Raw genomic sequence first — 18,627 nt, forward strand, 5'->3', positions numbered from 1 at the left:
TGTTTCCTTCCTTCAGTCTTCGATCGGCAGACCCTGGGCTGCCATGACCGCACGCAGACCTGCATCGATATCCTGCGGTCGCGCCGCAGCGGCGGCTTCCAGAACCTTCGAGATGGATGGCGACGCTTCGGCACCATGAACACGGGCTATCGGTTGATCCAGCCAGTCGAAGCAACGGCGCTGTAATTCATCCGCTAGCCAGCCGCCATAGGATGTACCCGACGCGCCCTGCTCCACAATCAGGACATTCCCCGTTTTGCGGATCGAGGCTTCGATAGTCTCCCAGTCAAGCCCTGCCCGGTCGAGTGAACGCAGATCGATGATTTCAACGTCAATACCCAACGCATCGACCACCGCTTGCGTCTTGGCTACCATGGCCAGATACGTCAGGACCGTAACCTTCGAACCGGAACGCACCACCTTCGCCTTACCCAGCGGAATGAAGTAATCGAGATCGTCTGCCGGTGCAGCGCCCTTCGAGGCGTAAAGATCGACATGTTCGAGAACCAGAACCGGGTCGCGACAAAGCAACGCCGAATTCATCAGGCCGACATAGTCGAATGGCGTCGAGGGAGCAACAATGCGCCAGCCAGGCGCGGTCGCGAAAATGCCCGCCGGGTCCATAGAGTGCTGCGAGCCATATCCTGTGCCCATCGCAACTTTCGTACGCAACACCACTGGCATATCGCTATCACCACCAAACATATGGCGAGCCTTGCCGATCTGGTTGAATACCTGATCGGCGGCAACCCACATGAAGTCGGGATACATGAATTCGATCACCGGAAGCACCCGGCCATCGGCGGCCATACCGCCTGCAACGCCGGTGAAGGCGTTTTCGGAAATCGGCGTTCCCAGCACACGATCTGGAAACTCTGCCGACAGCCCGCGCGTTGCGCCGTTGGTTCCGCCTTTGAGACGGTGCACGTCTTCGCCCAGAACAACGATGCGCTCGTCTGTCTGCATGCGGCGTGTCATGACATCGGCAACAGCATCGATGAAACGTGCATCGTCTGTCAGCTTGCCGGAGAATTGCTCCTGCTCTTCAAAGCGCACGCCGCTGAATTCCGACAGGTCTCCACGCAGTCCGAAATCGCGGAAGCTTTCTTCAGGCCAAAGCGCAGGAATGATACGACGCTTGCCCTCATGCATTTCGATCAGTTCGCCTGCGACATCATTCATGAGAGACACGCAACGCTCACGCAATGCCTTGATTGCGTCATCGCCCAAAGCCTGACGTTTGAGCAGCGTTTCAGCCAATGCGTCTAGCGGATCGCGACCGCGCCATTCCGCTTCTTCTTCCTTGGAACGATAGCCGAAGGCGCTTCCCGGCAGCGGACCATTCTGGTGGAAATAACGATAGACGTCGGCTTCGATAATCGTCGGACCATCGCCTGCCCGCATGATTGCGTTGGCTTGCTCCGAGGCCAGCCAGACGGCGATAGGGTCCATGCCGTCAACCTTGAAGGATGGAATATTGAATGCGAGACCACGCGAGGAAAGCCGCGTTTCGGCGGTCACTTCGTCCACATGCGTGGAGACCGCATAGCGATTATTTTCGATAAAGAAGCAAATCGGCAGTTTCCAGGCGGCGGCGAGGTTCATGGTTTCCAGAACCGAACCGATATTGGTCGCTCCATCGCCGAAATAGGTGTAGACGACATCACCGGAACCGGCCCGCTTATGCGCCCATGCCGCGCCAGCTGCCATCGGCACACCACCGCCGACAATGGCATTGGTGCCAAGATTGCCGGATTCGGCCCAACGCAAATGCATCGAACCGCCGCGACCACGACAAAAGCCCTGCGACAAGCCCAAAATTTCCGCGAGTGTGCGTTGTGCGAGTTCGCGAACATCCTGATTGAACGCGCTCTTGGGATCGATGCCGCTCTGGGCGACATAACCAAGCGCCTTGGCAAGAAACTGATGGTGGGCGCGGTGGGAGCCATTTATCTGATCGCTGGCTCTCAACGATACTGCAGAACCTACGGCACCGCCTTCCTGTCCAATCGCCGAATGCGCTGGACCGTGCACGAGACCCTGACCCGCAAGTTCAAGAACCTTTTCTTCAAAGGCGCGGATCAAATGCATTTGGGAAAGCATTGTCCCGCCAAGCGTGAGATCGAAGGCGGCACGATCGGCATCCGTTGGGATGACTTCCCGCCAGAAGCTGTGCGGAACAAGATCTTTATATTCGGGCATCAAAAATCTCCGGAGCTATGCTCTGTAATGACAATCAGGCAGCCAGGAAGCCACCATCGACCGGCAAGATCGTGCCGGTGATGTAGCTCGCCATGGCGGAGGCCAGGAAAACGACAGGATCGACGACTTCGTTGGTTTCACCGATGCGCTTCAACAAAACGCGGTTCATGAACCAATCCGCACCGCCGGGGCGGTTCAGCTGGGCGACGGCCATCTCGCTCATCATGATCCCGGGCGCGACCGCATTGACGCGGATGCCGTAAGGGGCGAGATCACGTGCCATGACTTGTGTCAGTGAGCGGATCGCGCCTTTGGAAACGACGTAACCGGCTGTCGACCCACCGGCCACGAATCCTGCCACGGAACAAAGGTGAACCACATTGCCCTTCGCGACTTTCAACGCAGGCACGAAGGCATGCGAAACATTGAACGCACCTTCAAGATTGACCCCGATGACGCGATCCCACACCTCGGCGGCTTCCGGCTGATCAAAGGCTGCACGACCAGCAACACCGGCATTGTTGACCAGCACATCAAGGCCGCCCAGTCGCTCCAGAATATCGGCGGCAAGGTTTTTGACGGCGATACGGTCGGTGACGTCCAGTGGGTAACCTTCGGCGGCATAACCTTGCGCTACCAGATGTGCGGCCTGCGCCTTTGCTGCGTCACCATCGATATCCACCAAAATAAGCCGTGCACCCTGCGCCGCCATGCCCGCCGCAATTGCGGCGCCAAGACCGCGCCCCGCCCCTGTGACGAGTACAAGCTTGTCCTTCAAGAGTTCCATTTTGCGTCCATTCCCTTACGCAAGGCGCTTACGCCATATAAATTCCGCCATTCACCTGAATGGTTTCGCCAGTGATGAAGCTGGCTGCCGGTGAACAGAGGAAAGCGACAACTGACGCGATTTCGGATGGCTTGCCGAGACGTTTGAGCGGTGTCTGCGACATGGTCTCATCCATACGTGTCTTGAGCAGATCGATGATCATCGGCGTTTCTATGATGCCCGGCGCCACACCATTGACCCGCGTTTTGGGCGCAAGCTCGCGCGACAGGGCGCGGGTCATGGAAACCATCGCGCCCTTGGTGGCACCATAATGGGCGTTCACAAATGCGCCGCGATAGGCGGCCAGTGATGCCAATGTTACTATGGACGAGCCTTCGTTCAGAGCGGGAAGCGCTCGTTTGCAGAGGTAGAAGACGCCGTCGAGATTGATCGAGATCGTGCGGTGCCAATCAACATCGCTCATCTCAGCAAACGGCTTGGCCTGATAGATACCGGCAGATGGCACAAGAAAATCGATCCCGCCAAATCGCTCGCCCGCCAGCGCTATCGTCTTTTCGGCATCCTCCGCGCTTGCAGCATCCGCCTGAATGGTCGCAATACGCTCGTCGCCACCCAATGAAGCTGCAAAACTGTCCAATGCGCTCTTGTCAATGTCCGTCAGAACCAGATTAGCGCCCGAGGCATAAAACAGCGCGGCAATAGAACGACCGATCCCGCCATTCGCGCCGGACAGTACAAGGGTCCGGTTGTTAAAATCAAACATCATTGTCGGTTCCTTTAAGCCAGATCGGCGCGGTAAACGGAAACATCGTCATACTGAACGATTTCCACGATATGCCCCTCGGGATCGCTCAGAAAAGCGAGCCATACTCCGGGACGCACCTCAACCGGCTCGCTGCCGGTCAACAGTTCAGCACCATGTCTGATGAGATCACCGACAAGCGCCTTCAAATCGTCAACGATGAATGTCAGATAGCTGGCACCCGCACGCTCCAGAATAGAGCCTTGGCCGGATGCGTCACCCGCCGCTGGCAGACGGTCGGGCTGAAGCAACTTGATACGTTCACCCTTTTGCGACTGCAGACGAACCACGGTGTAGCCGTCCGGACTCAAGGCAGCCCGCGCTGCCTTCGCACTGCCGACATATATTTCGGAAACAAAACTCAGCCCCAGAGCGCCTTCATAGAAAGCGCGCATCTGCGTCATGTCTCTGACGGCAAGCCCGACTTCAAGCGGCGCTGTCATAGTCATCATAGTCATCCTCCCGATCTCTCCCCGATCGGCATCCGACAGTCACAAGAACTGTCACCCTATCTTTCAGTTCCAGATTCGTAACTCAAACTGGTAAGACCAGTCAATAGACAAGTAAGGCCAGTCGATACAAAAAATATCATGCTGTTTTCGTTATATTTTTTTAACTTACCGTCCTCGAAATTTGCTATTTCACGTCATTGCCGTCGGGCGCTTCAGGGAGGGCCGTTGACTTGTTAGACCAGTTACGGCATTTTGATATCTGTGCTTGAAGCCAGATGATTCAGAAACGAAACAGAATTGTGCGAGGGGTGCGATGAAAGAAACGACCGGCAATGCGCCGCCCCCACGCTTATCAGGCCATTTACCCCATGAGCTCGCCCGACAAATCGAGAAGCGCATCGGCAATGGCGAATTTCCTGTCGGCACGAAACTGCCCAGCGAGCGCGAGCTATCAGCGGAATATGCGGTCAGCCGGCCGGTGGTCCGTGAAGCATTGTCGCAATTGAAACTGGATGGACTGGTCGAAGCCCGCGCAGGCAGCGGGGTCTTTGTCATCGACAAAAGCAGCGAAAAAGCATTCCGGATCCAACCACTCGCCATTGAGGAAACGCAGTCTTTAGAGCAACTGATGGAGCTTCTGGTTACCGTCGAAGTTGCGGCCACCCGAATTGCGGCGGCCAAACGCACGGACGAAGACCTCAAACGGATCAAGCGGGCGCTTATCGGTCTGGAATATGCGATCATCAGCGATCAATTGGGTGATGAAGAAGACTATGCTTTCCATGACGCCATCGTGATGGCCACCCATAACCAGCACTTTATTGCGTTGTGCAAGCATCTTGAATATGGGGCCCGCCACGTTATCCGTCAGGCCCGCACCAATACGCGTGCCAATCTCACAGGCATGCTGGATGCAGTGCAGGACGAACACAAGGCCATCTATCAGGCAATCGAAAAGGGTCTGGCAGACGACGCGGGAATTGCGGCAGAGCTACATTTGAGAAATGCCGCCAAGCGTATGACAACGTATCTGTCGGGTAAGAACGACCTCTGACAACTTTGCTATCTGGCACAACATCTCTTGAAAAGCCCCACCCATGGCAGGGCTTTTCGTGCTCGGGGCTTACGATTTCAGACCATCATCGTCGTGACGGTCATCGTCGTCAGATAGGCTTCAATACCTTCCAGACCACCTTCAGAACCGAAGCCGGAATCGCGGACACCACCGAAAGGTGTTTCAGGCAAGGCGAGCGCGAAATGATTGACGCCAAGCATGCCGCTCTTCAACCTGTTTTGCACCTTGTGTGCCGTCGTCATGCTGGAGGTGAAAAGATAGGCACCCAGACCAACCGGGAGCCGATTGCCCTCGGCGATGGCCTCATCAAGCGAACTCACGCGCATGACGAGGGCGAGCGGACCGAATGGCTCTTCGTTCATTGCCAGCATATCGGACTTCATGCCTGACAGGATTGTTGGCGCATAGAAATTCCCGCTTTCGCCAATCCGTTTACCGCCGGTCTCAACCTTGGCTCCCTTGGTAACGGCATCAGCAACCATATCGACAACCGTTTCAAGCTGGCTCGCCGACGTCAGCGGCCCCATCTGCGTGTCTGCCTCAACGCCCTTGCCCACCTTCAGTTCCTGCGCCTTTTCAGCAAAACGGCGCACGAATTCATCGTGGATGGAAGCATCGACGATAAAGCGCGTCGGCGAAACGCAAACCTGTCCGCAATTGCGGAACTTCCATTGCACGGCGAGCGGGATGAGGTGATCGAGATCAGCATCCGCCGCCACAATGACCGGACCGTGCCCACCAAGTTCCATTGTAACTTTCTTGAGCTGTTCACCCGCTTGTGCGGCAACGATACGCCCCACGCGCGTTGAACCGGTCAGCGAGACCTTCCGAATTTCAGGTGCCTTGATAAGCGTATCGGAAAGCTCGGACGTCGCCCCCCAGATGACGGAAATTGCCTTGGGCGGCAATCCAGCAGCGAGCAGGCATTTGCCGATCAGCCATGCGGTGCCAGGCGTATCCGACGCTGGCTTGATGACGACCGGACAGCCAGCGCCCAATGCGGGGGCCACCTTTTGCATCGTATTCCATGCCGGAAAATTCCAGGGCGTGAAGGCCGCCACGGGTCCGACCGGATGCTTCAGCACCTGTATCTGAATGTTTGGCGCACGCGAAGGCACGATACGACCGTAAACACGCCGACCTTCTTCGGCAAACCAGTCAAGAAGATCAGCTGAACCCAGCCACTCGCCCCGCGCCTCGACCAGAGGCTTGCCCTGTTCCATCGACATGACAAGGGCGGCCTCATCTGCACGCTCGCGCATGATGTCGGCTGCCCGGCGCATGATCTTGGACCGCTCCAGTGCCGAAAGCGCAGCCCACTGGGCACCACCCTGCGCGGCAGAACTGGCAGCTTCTTCTGCCTCCGCACGACCCGCACGCGGAGCAACTGTCAGTTCGCGTCCGTCCGAAGGGTCTGTCAGACGCAGCGTTCCAGCGGAACCTTCGTTACGCTCTTCGCCACCTACGATCAGGGTCAGTTTAGGATACATCGATATCTCCTGCATAATTCAATTGCGCCGCAAGCGGTGCGCCCGACAGCGACTTAATGTTTATTGCCCAAAACGAGATCGGCCCCTTTGGCCGCCAGCATCATAACGGCCGCCTGCGTATTGCCGGACACCATTTCCGGCATGACCGAGGCGTCGATTACCCTTAGTCCCGATATCCCGTGGACACGCAGCGAAGGGTCAACCACCGCACCGGAATCTTCACCCATCCTGCAGGTTCCCGCCGCATGATAGATCGTCTGACCATTGGCCCGTGCAAAGGCCAGCCAATCCTCGTCGCGTGCGCAATTTTCACCCGGGCTGAGTTCTGCCACGCGAAAGGCGTCCATTGGCTTCTGGTCGATGATCCGACGCGCGAGCTTCATACCGTCCACCATCGCGCGGCGGTCTTCTTCGTGGTCCAGGAAGTTCGGCACGATAGCGGGCTGCACATTGATATCCGCCGACACGGCATGGATCGAACCGCGAGACCGGGGCCTCAACTGCGTTACCCCCAGCGTCATGCCGGGAAAATGGTGGAGCTTGCGCTCGGCAGCATTGGCGTAACTTGCATGCATAAAGAAAAACTGTACGTCTGGCCGATCAAGCTCTGGGCGCGACCGCAGAAACGCATGGTTCAAACCCGTGCCATAGGTTAGCACGCCACGCCGTTTCAGCGCATATTTCAAAACCTCACCCACAAGGCGCGGTCCGCGTGTATATTCGTTCAACGTTACGGGTTGCGAAACACGCCAGTTCATTCTTGTGCAGAAATGATCGAGGTAGTTTTCCCCCACACCCGGCAATGCGTGGACCGGTTCTATGCCGATCGATTTCAGCCGATCCGGATCGCCAATGCCTGATAGCTCCAGAAGCTGGGGGGTCTGGATTGCGCCTGCCGTCATGATGACTTCGTTTGCCAACACGTTGCGGCTCTCTCCACCATCGGTCAAAGCCACGCCAACAGCTTTCTTGCCCTCAAGGAGAATACGCGTCACGCGGGTGTTGGTCAGGACGGTCAGGTTCGAGCGTTTGCGCGCCTGCGCAAGCCAGGCACGATCAGCGGAATAACGTTCACCGCCCGATTGATTGACCTGATACCAACCCACACCTTCCTGGGATGCACCGTTATAGTCGGGATTGAATTTCTGGCCCTGCGCCTGCGCGGCAGCAATGAATGCCTCGCCAATGGCATTTTTTTCAACCACTTCATTTACGGGTAACGGTCCGGAAAGACCGCGCAAACCGTCTGGATCTGGAAGCTGCCAGCGCTCAATGGCCTTGAAATATGGTAGGACACCTTGCCAGTCCCAACCAGCGGCGCCCCGCTCTTGCCAGTGTTCATAATCCTGCGGCTGACCGCGGACATAAATCATGCCATTGATGAGTGTTGAACCACCGAGACCCTTTCCGCGTGGGATGGCGATGCGACGAAAATCCGTCGCTGCCTCTTCCGTGCTCCAAAAACCCCAGTTGTAACGCTTATTGACCAGAAGCTTGTAGAAACCAGCCGGGATGCGAATCCAGGGTGACCTTGCTTCGCCACCGGCCTCGCAAAGCAGAACCTTGTTTCGGCCCGAGCGGGTGAGCGCCTCGGCGAGAATGCAGCCAGCAGTACCACCGCCTACGATAATGAAATCGAAGCGCGCGTTTTGCGGAAGAGCCTGTGCCATCTAAATTTGACTCCGTGGCATTTTAAGCTGCCGCTGCCTTGACGCCCATATGCTGCGCCATGAGGCGAATTTGCTGTCGCAGCATCGGACGACCAAAATGGATACGTGCACCCTTTTCTCGGGCGGCAGCCAGCAATGGTGTAATTTCGGGTTCCATGATCACTTCAGCCACAATCTGACCGTCATGGAAGGAAAGATCGTCGAGCGGCAAGCCGTCACCGGGACGCAAGCCGAGGGATGTAGCATTTACGACAAGATCGCGTTTGGAAGTTTCTGGTGCCCCAGCGATAACCTTCACGGAAGGGTAGCGGCTGCTTACGCGCGCTGCCAGATCGCGTGACTTTTCTTCAGAACGATTGACAATGGTCAGCTTCGCGATACCAGCTTCGGCAAGTGCGAAAGCAATCGCCGCTCCAGCACCGCCCGCACCGAGAAGGCAGGCATCCATGCCCGCCACATCGATACCGTTGAATTCAAGACCGTTTACGAACCCTTTTCCGTCCAGCATCGCGCCAACCAGACTACCATCGGCCTCGCGACGAATGGTATTGACAGCACCGATCAGCGCGGCATCGCCGACAACCCGGTCGCACATCTCCAGAACGGACGTCTTGTGCGGAACTGTAACAATCAGACCGCCAAAGTTCTCGATCCCGCGCAGATTGTCGATGAAACGCCCGAGATTTTCAGGCACGACATGGAATGGCACCAAAACGCCGTCATAGCCCAACGCTTCGAAGTGATTGTTCATCTCTTCGGGTGTTTTGACGTGAGCGATTGGGTTGGCGACGATGCCGTAAAGCTTGGTATGTCCGGTTATCACTTCTGACACCTCACGTCATATAGAGCCCACCAGCCACATCGATTGTCTGGCCGGTAACGAAGCTGGATTCAGTTGAAGTGAGCCAAAGAGCGACATCCGCCACTTCTGCCGGTTCACCAAGACGCGCCATCGGCGTCAGCTTGACCTGTTCGGCATTGACCTCCGGAGCCACGCCCGCGACCATCGGCGTTGCGATGCGCCCGGGAGCAAGTGCGTTCACGCGGATTGAAAATGGCCCAAGTTCGGCGGCCAGATGTTTGGTAAAGCCAATAATAGCCGACTTCGTCGCGGCATAATGGCAGGCTACAATCGGCGAATAGGTCTTCCCCGCTACCGACGACGTGTTCACGATCCAACCACGGCGGGCTTCCACCATCGCTGGGGTTAGGGCGCGAATAGTGTTGAAGGTTCCCGTCAGATTAACATCGACAACCCGCCGCCACTCGTCGGGCGCCATCTGCCAGACCTTGTGCGCAACGCCATCGTGCTTGGGAGAAATACCGGCATTGTTGATCACGGTATCGAAAGCCAATCCCGTCGCGTCGATTGCTGCGACGAGCGCATCATAGTCCGACACATCGCAGGCGACCGCAACCGCACGTCCCAAACCGAGTGCATTCAGTTCATCGCAGGCGCGAGCAACATCTTGCGGATTGAGATCGCAGATACCGACCGTCGCATGACGCTCGACAAAGGCCTGGGCGATTGCGCGACCAATGCCGCGCGCGGCTCCCGTCACCAAGACGTTGCGACCTTCATGCGATGGACGGCGGCGGATCGTTTCGGGCGTAATTTCAGTGAGTTGCATTTTTAGATTCCAAGATAAGCGCGACGAACGTGATCGTTATTCAGAAGTGCTTCCGAGCTATCGGCCAGAACCACCTGTCCGTTTTCGAGCACGTAACCGCGATTCGCGACTTTCAGCGTCGTGAAGACGTTTTGTTCGACAATCAGCACGGTGGTTCCTGTCGCCGCGATCTGGCGCACCACATCGAAAACCTGCGACACGACAATCGGCGCCAGTCCGAGCGATGGTTCGTCGAACATCAAGATGCGCGGATTTGCCATCATGCCGCGCGCAATAGCCACCATTTGCTGCTCGCCGCCGGAAAGCGACGACGCGGTCTGGTCCAGACGCTCCTGAACACGGGGGAAAAGTTCCAGAACTTCCTCCAGACGGCTTTGCTGCGAGGCGCGGGCAGCCTTGCGATAGGTTCCCATCTGGAGATTTTCGCGCACCGTCATATCAGGAAAAAGCTGACGCCCTTCCGGCACGAGAATGATGCCACGATCCACAACCTCATGCGCCGGTAGCCGCGTTATATCCTCGCCCATGAAAGTAATCTTGCCAGCGCGGGGTTGGATCTGGCCGACGATTGTGCGCAGCGTCGTCGTCTTGCCGGCGCCATTCGCGCCGACAATCGTTACAATCTCACCTTCCTTCACATCAAGGCTGACATCTTGCAGGATGGTGGTCGGGCCGTAACCGGCATCAACATGTTCAAGCGTGAGCATGTGCAAACTCCTTGCCCAGATAGGCTTCCACAACTTGAGGATCGCGCACGACATCCTGCGGACGTCCCTGTGCGATGACCTCGCCCGAAGCAAGAACGATCACCCGATCCGACAACGACATGACAGCCTGCATCACGTGTTCGATTGCGATGATCGAAACGCCGGAGTCGCGGATGGACAACATCAGATCAATGGCGCGACGCACGTCGGTCTGATTGATGCCAGCCATCACTTCGTCCAGCAGAAGAACGCGCGGTTCCATTGCCATGACGCGGGCGACTTCCAGTCGTTTCAAACCACCGATCGTCAGGCCACGCGCTTCTGCGTTAAGCAACGGGCCAAGTCCCATACGCCAAGCAGTCTGGCGGGCCGCTTCGCGGGCGTCTTTTTCTTCATGATGACGATAGAACGCGCCGACCATGATGTTTTCCTCAACGGTCATCGCCGCAAAGGGCTGGACAATCTGGAACGTACGGCCAAGACCAAGCGCTGCAAAATCGGCGGGATTGTTGGGCGTATGGAACTCGCCATCGGGACCCCGCATACTCACCTTGCCCTCATCCGGGCTCATGAAGCCGGAAATCATATTGAAGAGCGTGGTTTTGCCTGCACCATTCGGACCGATCAGACCAAGAACCTCGCCTTCACGCAATGTGAAGCTGACATTGCGGGTAACATGAAGGCCACCGAAATGCTTGTTGAGGTTTTCGACGCGCAGAATGTCCTGTCCGATGCCGGACCGGTCGGGAGACGGCGCTGCAGTTGCGGTTGCTGGCGCAATGATGGGTCCCGTTTCGGTCGCAGGCGCTGCATCCTTGCTGTCAGTCACTGTCGGTTTGCGGGTAAACCGCTTGAGCGCGCCCATGATGCCATTCGGCATGAAGAGAACGACGAGGATCAACACCAGACCATAGACGAAGCCGTGCAGTCCGAGCGCAGAAGCACCGAGCGACGCACGCGCCCATTCAGTGATTGGCACCAGAAGCGCTGCGCCAAGCAGCGGACCTGCGACAGTGCCAAGACCGCCGATAAGGGCGAACATGGCAATCTGGATCGAGAAGGCGAGCGAGAACATGGCCGCCGGTTCGATGAAGGTCAGATACATTGCATGGAATGTACCGAGCATCGCGCAAAGGGCCGACGAGATGGCAACCGCAATCAGGCGCACACGAACGGTACGGACACCTGCCGCACGCGCTGCAGATTCACGCTCACGCGTTGCGACGAGATAAAAGCCCAGACGCGAACGACGCACGGCCCAGGTAACGAGCAGCGTTACCAGAAGCATGCCGAAGACGATCAGCAGTGACGGCCAGCGTTCGCGGAACACCATCCATGTCCAGCCGAGACGCAATTCGATCATCAGACCTGTTGCACCGCCCGTAAGCGAACCGAAATGCAGTGAAAGCACGCGGAACACTTCAAGAAACGCGATAGAGGCCAGAGAATAGAACGGACCCTTGAGACGGAAACACGGATAGGAAATCAGCATGCCGACCAGCGCTGCAATCAGCGCGCCCACAAACATGCTGAACCAGGGGCTGATCCCCAGATTGAACAGGATTACGCCTGTATAGCCGCCGATACCATAGAAGACGGCATGGCCGAGCGACATCTGACCGGCGAAGCCGCCGACGAGATTCCACGCGGTGGACAGCGCGGCAAACAGGCAGATCGTGATGAAGATATGCGAGACGAAGGCGTTGTTGATCGCCAGCGGCAGAAGCAGCAGCAGGGCCAGAACGCCGAAGAAGGCGATTGGGCCCCAGCCCAATCTGGTTTTTTTCGTGCCAGTCCCGCTTAGAGTTTCACTGATGCTCATGAATTTTCCTCAGGACAGGTGCGAAAGGGTAAGCCGCTTGCCGAACAGGCCGGATGGCTTGAGAATGAGGATCAGCAGGAATATGCCGAATACGACAGCCTCCCGCAGATCGGAACCGATGTAGTAACCCGACATCGCATCGATAACGCCGATAATCAGCGCGCCGAAAAACGCACCCGGAATTGAACCAAGACCGCCGAGCACGACAACCACAAAGGCCGTCAGCACGAAATAGGTGCCGATGTTGGATGAGGTCGGATAAAGGGGCGCAATCAACACGGCGGCGAAGCCGACACAGGCTGCCCCCAGGCCGAAACTGAGAATGTAGATGCGTGATACATTGACACCCATCAACTCAGCGGCGACGCGATGCTGGGCGACGGCGCGAATGGCGCGACCAGTCTGGCTTTTCTTGAGAAACAGTTGCAGGACGATCACCAGCGCTATGGCCGCCAGGAAAATGTAAACCTGTCCGGTCAAAATGCGTAAGGAACCGATCTCGATTGGTGCACGCAGGCCGAAATTGGGTGTGTTGGCGATGTCCGCGCCGAAAATCAGCAGCGCGAGATTGATCATTGCCGTGGAGAGACCGACGGTGGCGAAAATCTGGACATGGTCGTCCTCGGCTGACATCAGCGGCTGTATCAGCAGCCTCTGGGTCAGCGCACCCAATAGAAACATCATGGGTACAACAATGATCACTGCGGCATAGGGATGGAGTCCCAGCCTCGTTGTGATCATCCATGTCACGAACATGCCTGCCATGAGGAATTCCCCATGGGCAAAGTTCACGACTTTGACGATGCCGAAAATCAGCGTCAGGCCGATGGCGACAATTGCGAACAGTCCACCAAGCATGAGGCCGTTCAATAGGATTTGTAGAAAGGTCGTCATAGCATGCTCCACGAGCGGGGGCGATCACAGGTTCAGCACCTGTGGTCGCCCTTGCACGATCATTTGTTAAAGCGCATCTTCGCGACGGCGGCATTTTCCGGATAGACAGTGACGAGCTTGCCGTCCTGCCACTGCATACCCATCATGCTGGCACGCTCGTTCTGGTTATTCTTGCCGAACTTCACTCCGTAGCCAGCAGCTGTCTGACCATCGGGAATATCCAGTGCCTTGGCCGCACTGACGATCTGGTCCGGTTCAAGACCTTCGCCCGCATTGAGCGCCTGGAAGACTGCCTTCGCACCGACGTAGTTGTTGAGCGAATGGCCCGAACGCGGTTCCGAACCATACTTGGCCTTGTAAGCCTCAACAAACTTGGTCAGGCCCGGCGTCGCCTCGGTATTGACCGCATATTGCGTGAAGTCGACGTCGTAAACGCCTTCGATCACGTCATGCCCAACTGCATCGGCGGTCGGCTGCATGGAATAACCGCCACCGCCACCGATAACGGCCAGCGGTTTGTAGCCCGTCTCATTGGCCTGCTGAAGAAACAGAACAGAGTCGTTCTGATAGGAGGTCTGCATGACAACATCGACGCCCTTTTCACGCAGTTCCAGAACCAGAGAGGACATGTCGACGGTATTGGACGGATAACCCGACTTCAGCACGACATTCAGACCGGCAGCCTTGGAGTTTGCTTCCTGATGGCCTGCAACCGAGGTGCCGTAAGACGAATCTTCGTAGATGATGCCGATCTTCAGATCCTTCGCATCCTTGCCGAGACCCGGCGCGATGCTCTTGACCAGCATATCGACCGAATCCTTACCCATGTTTTCAGCGGTCGGATTGGTGCGGAACAGATATTGCAGGCCACGTCCCGTCACTTCATCGGCAACGGCGCCGAGTTCAAAATAAGGAACGCCTGCAAGTTCGCTGACCTGCGAAGCGGCAATAACGCGAGCCGACGAATAGGTGCCGAAGATAGCCTTGACGCCTGAAAGCGAAATCAGGCGGCGCGCTTCGCCAGTGGCCTGGTTGTTATCAACAGCATCACCGCGCTCCAGCACAATCTTTTCGCCCTTGATGCCACCAGCTGCGTTGACTTCCTCAACGGCAAGCTCAAGACCACGCGCGCTTTCTTCGCCCAGAAGAGCGAGAGGGCCGCTGATCGGATAGAGTGAACCGATCTTCACATCGGCGAAAGCCGCAGACAGCGCGGTCGAGGAAAGTGCGATGCCGAGCGACGCACTCATAAGCAGTTTGGATAGTTTCATTCTCTCTCTCCCTGAAGAATTAATAGTCGAGTGCTTGTTTTCCGGTGAAACTGGTGACTGGCGGGTAAGCGCGTTCGTCGGTGACGACATCAATGACAGTCAGAACATTGGAGCGAAGAGCCGTCTCAAGTGCAGCGGCAAGTTGATCAGCGCGCTCTACCCGGATGCCATTGACACCGCAGGCTTGCGCAATTGCCGCATGGTCGACCGGCTGGAAATGCACGACATCTGTATATGCACCAAAGAGGCTGAGTTCCGCATGTTTCTGGTAACCCAGAATCTGATTGTTGAGCACAACAACCACGACTGGCAGGTTCATCCGCTTGGAGGTTTCGATCTCGGCCCAGACATGCGCGAAACCACCGTCGCCCGTCAGGCAAATAACCGGCGACTGCGGGCGAGCTGCCTTTGCGCCCAGCGCAAACGGTAGTCCCCAGCCCAAACCGGCCAGGCCCCGCGGGGTGATGACCCGTTGTCCGCCGGAGCGGATGGTCACACCATCGGCAACCCAGATCGAGGAATAGGACGCGTCCGCCACGACAATGGAATCGGGCGTAAGCAGACGGTCGATTTCCGCGACAATCCGTTCGGGCCGCAGCGGTGTCGCATCCGAACCCGCCTTGGTCTCGCGCAGTTTCGCACCGCCCTTCAAGCCATCGCGAATGCGTGTCTCAGTGGCCGGGCGTTGCGCCTCGCGAACAGACAGGTCTTGCAGCTTCAGCGCTGCAACAAGGGCTTCCAGCCCAAGACGCGCATCGCCGACAAGGCGCAGTGCCTCGTAGTTGCGGCCAACCTCTGTGCCATCAATATCAATCTGGATATAGCGCGCGTCTTTGGGATAAAGCTGCCAGCTGTCGGTGCCGTTCTGATTGGTGCGATTGCCGACCAGCAATATGACATCTGCGTCCTGCACCATCGGCGCGAGCTGACCCGCACGCGCGCCAGGCCCCATGAAATAGCCCACCACGCCAAGCGAAAGCGGATTGGTTTCGTCGATTGCACCCTTGCCCATCACCGTGGTCGCGACAGGGAAGCCGAGAGCCTGCAGCGCAGACAGAGCTTCATAGCCGCGCGCGCTGTGCACGCCGCCGCCAGCAATAACCAAAGGTTGACGTGCGGACGCAAGCAGCGCCGCAGCTTCGCTGACACGTGCCGGATCTGGCGCAACCGGATCAAGAGGGTAATGGCCAAGAGAAGCCTGCCGTGCAGTCTTTAATGCACCGTCGTCCAGTTCATCGAGAACATCGAGCGGAACCAGAAGAACAGCCGGGCCTGCACGACCGGTCGTCGCAGCCGTAAAGGCCATATCGACATAGTCTTCGATACGCGAAATCTCGCTGACGCGACGAACCCATTTGGCCGCTCCATCAAAGAGCGCCAGATGATCCAGCTCCTGAAAAGCGTTCTTGTCGGTAAACTGGCGATGGACATCCTGAACAATTGCCACAACCGGAATAGAAGCCTTGAGTGCTTCGGAGAGGCCCGGAACCAGCAAGGTTGCTGCTGGACCGTTCTGTGCGGTTACGACCGCAACTTGCCCAGAGACGCGGGCATAAGCATCGGCCATGGCCGCACCCGCATTTTCCGTACGGTAGCCGACCTGCGTAATGCCATAATCAGGCGCCGCAAGAAAGAACGCTGAAGGGATCGACTGTCCGAAGACACGGGTAACACCATGGCGCTGCAACGCGCCTGCCAAGATATGAGCGCCGGTACGATTGGAACGTCGTTGAACATCTAGCATCTGCGCTTACTCCTCGCCGCAGGCAGTCGTTTTAAGAACAATCTTGCCGGTATGCGCTGAGGCTTCGAGATGGGCATGGGCTTCACGCACATCGGCAAGGTTGAATACGGAATCGATGACGGGACGAGCCCCCTTGTCGAGGATCAACGGCAAGACCTCGGTCTCCACCGCGCGGGTCAATGCCGCCTTCATCGCCAACGGGCGCGCGCGGAGCGTCGAACCGCTCAGCGTGAGGCGCTTGAAGAGCAAAGGTCCCATGTCCATCTGGGCCTGCGATCCTTGCTGGAAGGCGATTTGCGCAATGCGTCCGTCTTCGGCTACCAATTGCAGATTGCGCTGCATGTAGCTGCCCCCGACCATATCGACGATCACTTCTGGTCCACGCCCCTCAGTCAATGCCCGACCGGCCTCAACGAAATCGGTTGTGCGATAATTGATTGAGGCCACCGCGCCCAGAGCTTCGGATGCACGGCACTTGTCGTCCGAACCGCATGTGGTGATCATGCGTGCGCCGATGGCCTTGGCCAGCAATGTCGCGGTCACGCCGATACCGGACGTGCCGCCATGCAGGAGCACCGTTTCGCCGGGCTGAAGGCGAGCGCGCTGGAAAAGGTTGCTCCAAACCGTGAAGTAGGTTTCGGGAATACCCGCCGCCTCAATCATCGACAGACCGGCTGGCACCGGTATGCAGACATCCGCCTGCACCACGGCTTCTTCAGCATAAGCGCCACCGGCCACCAGCGCCATGATGCGGTCACCCACGCGGAAACGCGTGACGTCATTCGCCGTCTCAAGGACCACGCCCGACAGTTCCAGCCCCAAAACGTCAGTCACACCGGGTGGTGGTGGATAGTTACCGGCACGCTGCATGGCATCGGGCCGATTGACGCCTGCCGCATGCACTTGTACGCGCATTTCGCCGGGCTTCAGGGCGGGCAACTCACGCTCAACAAGTTCGAGAACTTCAGGGCCACCCGGACGGGCAGCTATAACGGAAAGCGTCGTCATATCAGACATTGGGATTTCCTTCGGGAAACAGCATCACTTTGAGCGCGGCCCGCTTTCGGGCGAGCGCAAATCCTTCTTCGGCGTCAGCCAAAGGCAAACGATGGGTGATCATGCGGGTATAAAGCTCAGGCTCCGCAGCGAGACGCTCAACGGCTTCAGCGAAGGCTTCCGGTGTGGCGTCGTGGCTGCCGCGCAATTGCTTTTTGCCGCGCACCAGCACATTGAGATCAAGAGTGAGTGGTTCAGCATGGATACCGACAACCACCAGAACGCCGCCAGAACGAAGCTGGGTCAATCCGGAAGCCACACTTTCAGCGCGCCCGGTTGCTTCGAAAATGATATCGAGCCCGCCCTCGAAGTGGCTCGTCACAGCATCCGCCAAATTCACATGCTTCAGGTCCACACAAGCTTCGATGCCCATGGCACGCGCCAGCTCGAGGCGTGCATCATCATCATAACCAGCAAGCATCACCTTCGCGCCGCGCGCTTTGACGACAATCGCGACGCCCATACCGATCGGGCCGGGTCCCAATACCAGCACCCGATCTCCAGACAGGACTTCGCCGACATTGACGGCATTGATCGATACCGCCAGCGGTTCTGTAAGTGCGGCCACGTCCAGCGGAAGCGCATTGGGCAGCAACAGAGCATTTTTAGCGGGGATACGCACCTCCTCCGCGAAGCCACCATCCCGATGGAGACCAATCACGCGGCGCGTTTCACAACTGCCCGGAAGGCTATTGCGGCAGGATTTGCATTTTCCGCAAGCAACGGTTGGACAGCACACAACGGCATCGCCGATAGCAATCTGGCTCACGCCAGCGCCGAGGCCTGTCACGATCCCCGTAAATTCATGTCCGAGGGTAAGCGGCAGAAAAGATTCCATGAAGCCGTAAGCAGGCTCCCACGCATGCGCATGGAGATCGCTGCCGCAGATGCCCGCAGCATGAACTTTAACGGCAATCTCTCCAGTGGAGAGGGCCTCAATTCGATCGCATTCTACCAACTCAGCACCCGGAGCGGGTAGACGCTTGCGCAAGGCTAGCATTAAATCCTCCTCCGGCGCACCGGC

Annotated in this window: 16 protein-coding genes; 1 reads left to right on the forward strand and 15 read right to left on the reverse strand. The window is 57.5% G+C overall.

The features are described from left to right. Nucleotides 1–12 precede the first annotated feature (12 nt). From FIC94_RS16800 to FIC94_RS16815, 4 genes are read right to left on the reverse strand one after another with little or no spacing between them, the layout of a single operon-like run. Complete coding sequence (locus FIC94_RS16800) at nucleotides 13–2,202, reverse strand: alpha-ketoacid dehydrogenase subunit alpha/beta (protein ID WP_140025626.1); 2,190 nt, start codon at nucleotides 2,200–2,202, stop codon at nucleotides 13–15. 34 nt (nucleotides 2,203–2,236) lie between these two features. Then, complete coding sequence (locus FIC94_RS16805) at nucleotides 2,237–2,989, reverse strand: SDR family NAD(P)-dependent oxidoreductase (protein WP_140025627.1); 753 nt, start codon at nucleotides 2,987–2,989, stop codon at nucleotides 2,237–2,239. Nucleotides 2,990–3,017: 28 nt separating this feature from the next. Continuing rightward, nucleotides 3,018–3,755: an SDR family NAD(P)-dependent oxidoreductase gene (locus tag FIC94_RS16810; protein ID WP_140025628.1), complete on the reverse strand. Its 738-nt coding sequence runs from the start codon at nucleotides 3,753–3,755 to the stop codon at nucleotides 3,018–3,020. Nucleotides 3,756–3,766: 11 nt separating this feature from the next. Then, nucleotides 3,767–4,243: a VOC family protein gene (locus FIC94_RS16815; protein WP_140025629.1), complete on the reverse strand. Its 477-nt coding sequence runs from the start codon at nucleotides 4,241–4,243 to the stop codon at nucleotides 3,767–3,769. A 313-nt stretch (nucleotides 4,244–4,556) separates the two neighbouring features. Here FIC94_RS16815 and FIC94_RS16820 point away from each other — a divergent pair, with 313 nt between their 5' ends. After that, complete coding sequence (locus FIC94_RS16820; RefSeq protein ID WP_140025630.1) at nucleotides 4,557–5,297, forward strand: FadR/GntR family transcriptional regulator; 741 nt, start codon at nucleotides 4,557–4,559, stop codon at nucleotides 5,295–5,297. A gap of 77 nt (nucleotides 5,298–5,374) precedes the next feature. Here FIC94_RS16820 and FIC94_RS16825 read toward each other — a convergent pair whose 3' ends face one another. The 11 genes from FIC94_RS16825 to FIC94_RS16870 are packed head-to-tail and all read right to left on the reverse strand — an operon-like array spanning nucleotide 5,375 to nucleotide 18,603. Then, nucleotides 5,375–6,808 carry an NAD-dependent succinate-semialdehyde dehydrogenase gene (locus tag FIC94_RS16825; RefSeq protein ID WP_140025631.1) on the reverse strand — a complete coding sequence of 478 codons (1,434 nt, stop codon included), beginning with the start codon at nucleotides 6,806–6,808 and terminating at the stop codon, nucleotides 5,375–5,377. Nucleotides 6,809–6,861: 53 nt separating this feature from the next. Then, nucleotides 6,862–8,478, reverse strand: a complete 1,617-nt coding sequence (locus FIC94_RS16830; protein ID WP_140025632.1) for a GMC family oxidoreductase — start codon at nucleotides 8,476–8,478, stop codon at nucleotides 6,862–6,864. 22 nt (nucleotides 8,479–8,500) lie between these two features. After that, a complete protein-coding gene (locus FIC94_RS16835; RefSeq protein ID WP_121537591.1) occupies nucleotides 8,501–9,301 on the reverse strand; it encodes a shikimate dehydrogenase family protein in 801 nt (266 codons plus the stop codon). A 10-nt stretch (nucleotides 9,302–9,311) separates the two neighbouring features. Beyond that, entirely contained in the window at nucleotides 9,312–10,109 is a 798-nt protein-coding gene (gene fabG / locus FIC94_RS16840) for a 3-oxoacyl-ACP reductase FabG (protein WP_109366208.1), read from the reverse strand. 2 nt (nucleotides 10,110–10,111) lie between these two features. Beyond that, complete coding sequence (locus tag FIC94_RS16845; protein WP_121537589.1) at nucleotides 10,112–10,816, reverse strand: ABC transporter ATP-binding protein; 705 nt, start codon at nucleotides 10,814–10,816, stop codon at nucleotides 10,112–10,114. Further along, entirely contained in the window at nucleotides 10,803–12,638 is a 1,836-nt protein-coding gene (locus FIC94_RS16850; protein ID WP_235892040.1) for a branched-chain amino acid ABC transporter ATP-binding protein/permease, read from the reverse strand. The genes FIC94_RS16845 and FIC94_RS16850 overlap by 14 nt, the downstream gene beginning before the upstream one ends. Nucleotides 12,639–12,647: 9 nt before the next feature. Further along, nucleotides 12,648–13,532, reverse strand: a complete 885-nt coding sequence (locus FIC94_RS22680) for a branched-chain amino acid ABC transporter permease (RefSeq protein ID WP_124915353.1) — start codon at nucleotides 13,530–13,532, stop codon at nucleotides 12,648–12,650. A gap of 59 nt (nucleotides 13,533–13,591) precedes the next feature. Continuing rightward, nucleotides 13,592–14,803 (reverse strand): ABC transporter substrate-binding protein, encoded by a 1,212-nt coding sequence (locus tag FIC94_RS16855; protein WP_109366210.1) that lies wholly within the window; start codon nucleotides 14,801–14,803, stop codon nucleotides 13,592–13,594. Nucleotides 14,804–14,822: 19 nt separating this feature from the next. Beyond that, entirely contained in the window at nucleotides 14,823–16,547 is a 1,725-nt protein-coding gene (locus tag FIC94_RS16860; RefSeq protein ID WP_140025633.1) for an acetolactate synthase catalytic subunit, read from the reverse strand. A gap of 6 nt (nucleotides 16,548–16,553) precedes the next feature. Then, nucleotides 16,554–17,564: an NAD(P)H-quinone oxidoreductase gene (locus FIC94_RS16865; protein WP_140025634.1), complete on the reverse strand. Its 1,011-nt coding sequence runs from the start codon at nucleotides 17,562–17,564 to the stop codon at nucleotides 16,554–16,556. Next, nucleotides 17,557–18,603: a zinc-dependent alcohol dehydrogenase gene (locus tag FIC94_RS16870; RefSeq protein WP_140025635.1), complete on the reverse strand. Its 1,047-nt coding sequence runs from the start codon at nucleotides 18,601–18,603 to the stop codon at nucleotides 17,557–17,559. The genes FIC94_RS16865 and FIC94_RS16870 overlap by 8 nt, the downstream gene beginning before the upstream one ends. Nucleotides 18,604–18,627 lie beyond the last annotated feature (24 nt).

This window comes from Ochrobactrum teleogrylli (genome assembly GCF_006376685.1).
Classification (GTDB): Bacteria; Pseudomonadota; Alphaproteobacteria; order Rhizobiales; family Rhizobiaceae; genus Brucella; species Brucella teleogrylli.

Coding starts and splice junctions, on each gene's coding strand:
- FIC94_RS16800 (WP_140025626.1), bottom strand. CDS start 2,202: ATGCCCGAATATAAAGATCTTGTTCCGCACAGCTTCTGGCGGGAAGTC.
- FIC94_RS16815 (WP_140025629.1), bottom strand. CDS start 4,243: ATGATGACTATGACAGCGCCGCTTGAAGTCGGGCTTGCCGTCAGAGAC.
- FIC94_RS16850 (WP_235892040.1), bottom strand. CDS start 12,638: ATGAGCATCAGTGAAACTCTAAGCGGGACTGGCACGAAAAAAACCAGA.
- FIC94_RS16805 (WP_140025627.1), bottom strand. CDS start 2,989: ATGGAACTCTTGAAGGACAAGCTTGTACTCGTCACAGGGGCGGGGCGC.
- FIC94_RS16855 (WP_109366210.1), bottom strand. CDS start 14,803: ATGAAACTATCCAAACTGCTTATGAGTGCGTCGCTCGGCATCGCACTT.
- FIC94_RS16830 (WP_140025632.1), bottom strand. CDS start 8,478: ATGGCACAGGCTCTTCCGCAAAACGCGCGCTTCGATTTCATTATCGTA.
- FIC94_RS16870 (WP_140025635.1), bottom strand. CDS start 18,603: ATGCTAGCCTTGCGCAAGCGTCTACCCGCTCCGGGTGCTGAGTTGGTA.
- FIC94_RS16820 (WP_140025630.1), top strand. CDS start 4,557: ATGAAAGAAACGACCGGCAATGCGCCGCCCCCACGCTTATCAGGCCAT.
- FIC94_RS16810 (WP_140025628.1), bottom strand. CDS start 3,755: ATGATGTTTGATTTTAACAACCGGACCCTTGTACTGTCCGGCGCGAAT.
- FIC94_RS16860 (WP_140025633.1), bottom strand. CDS start 16,547: ATGCTAGATGTTCAACGACGTTCCAATCGTACCGGCGCTCATATCTTG.
- fabG (WP_109366208.1), bottom strand. CDS start 10,109: ATGCAACTCACTGAAATTACGCCCGAAACGATCCGCCGCCGTCCATCG.
- FIC94_RS16845 (WP_121537589.1), bottom strand. CDS start 10,816: ATGCTCACGCTTGAACATGTTGATGCCGGTTACGGCCCGACCACCATC.
- FIC94_RS16865 (WP_140025634.1), bottom strand. CDS start 17,564: ATGTCTGATATGACGACGCTTTCCGTTATAGCTGCCCGTCCGGGTGGC.
- FIC94_RS16825 (WP_140025631.1), bottom strand. CDS start 6,808: ATGTATCCTAAACTGACCCTGATCGTAGGTGGCGAAGAGCGTAACGAA.
- FIC94_RS22680 (WP_124915353.1), bottom strand. CDS start 13,532: ATGACGACCTTTCTACAAATCCTATTGAACGGCCTCATGCTTGGTGGA.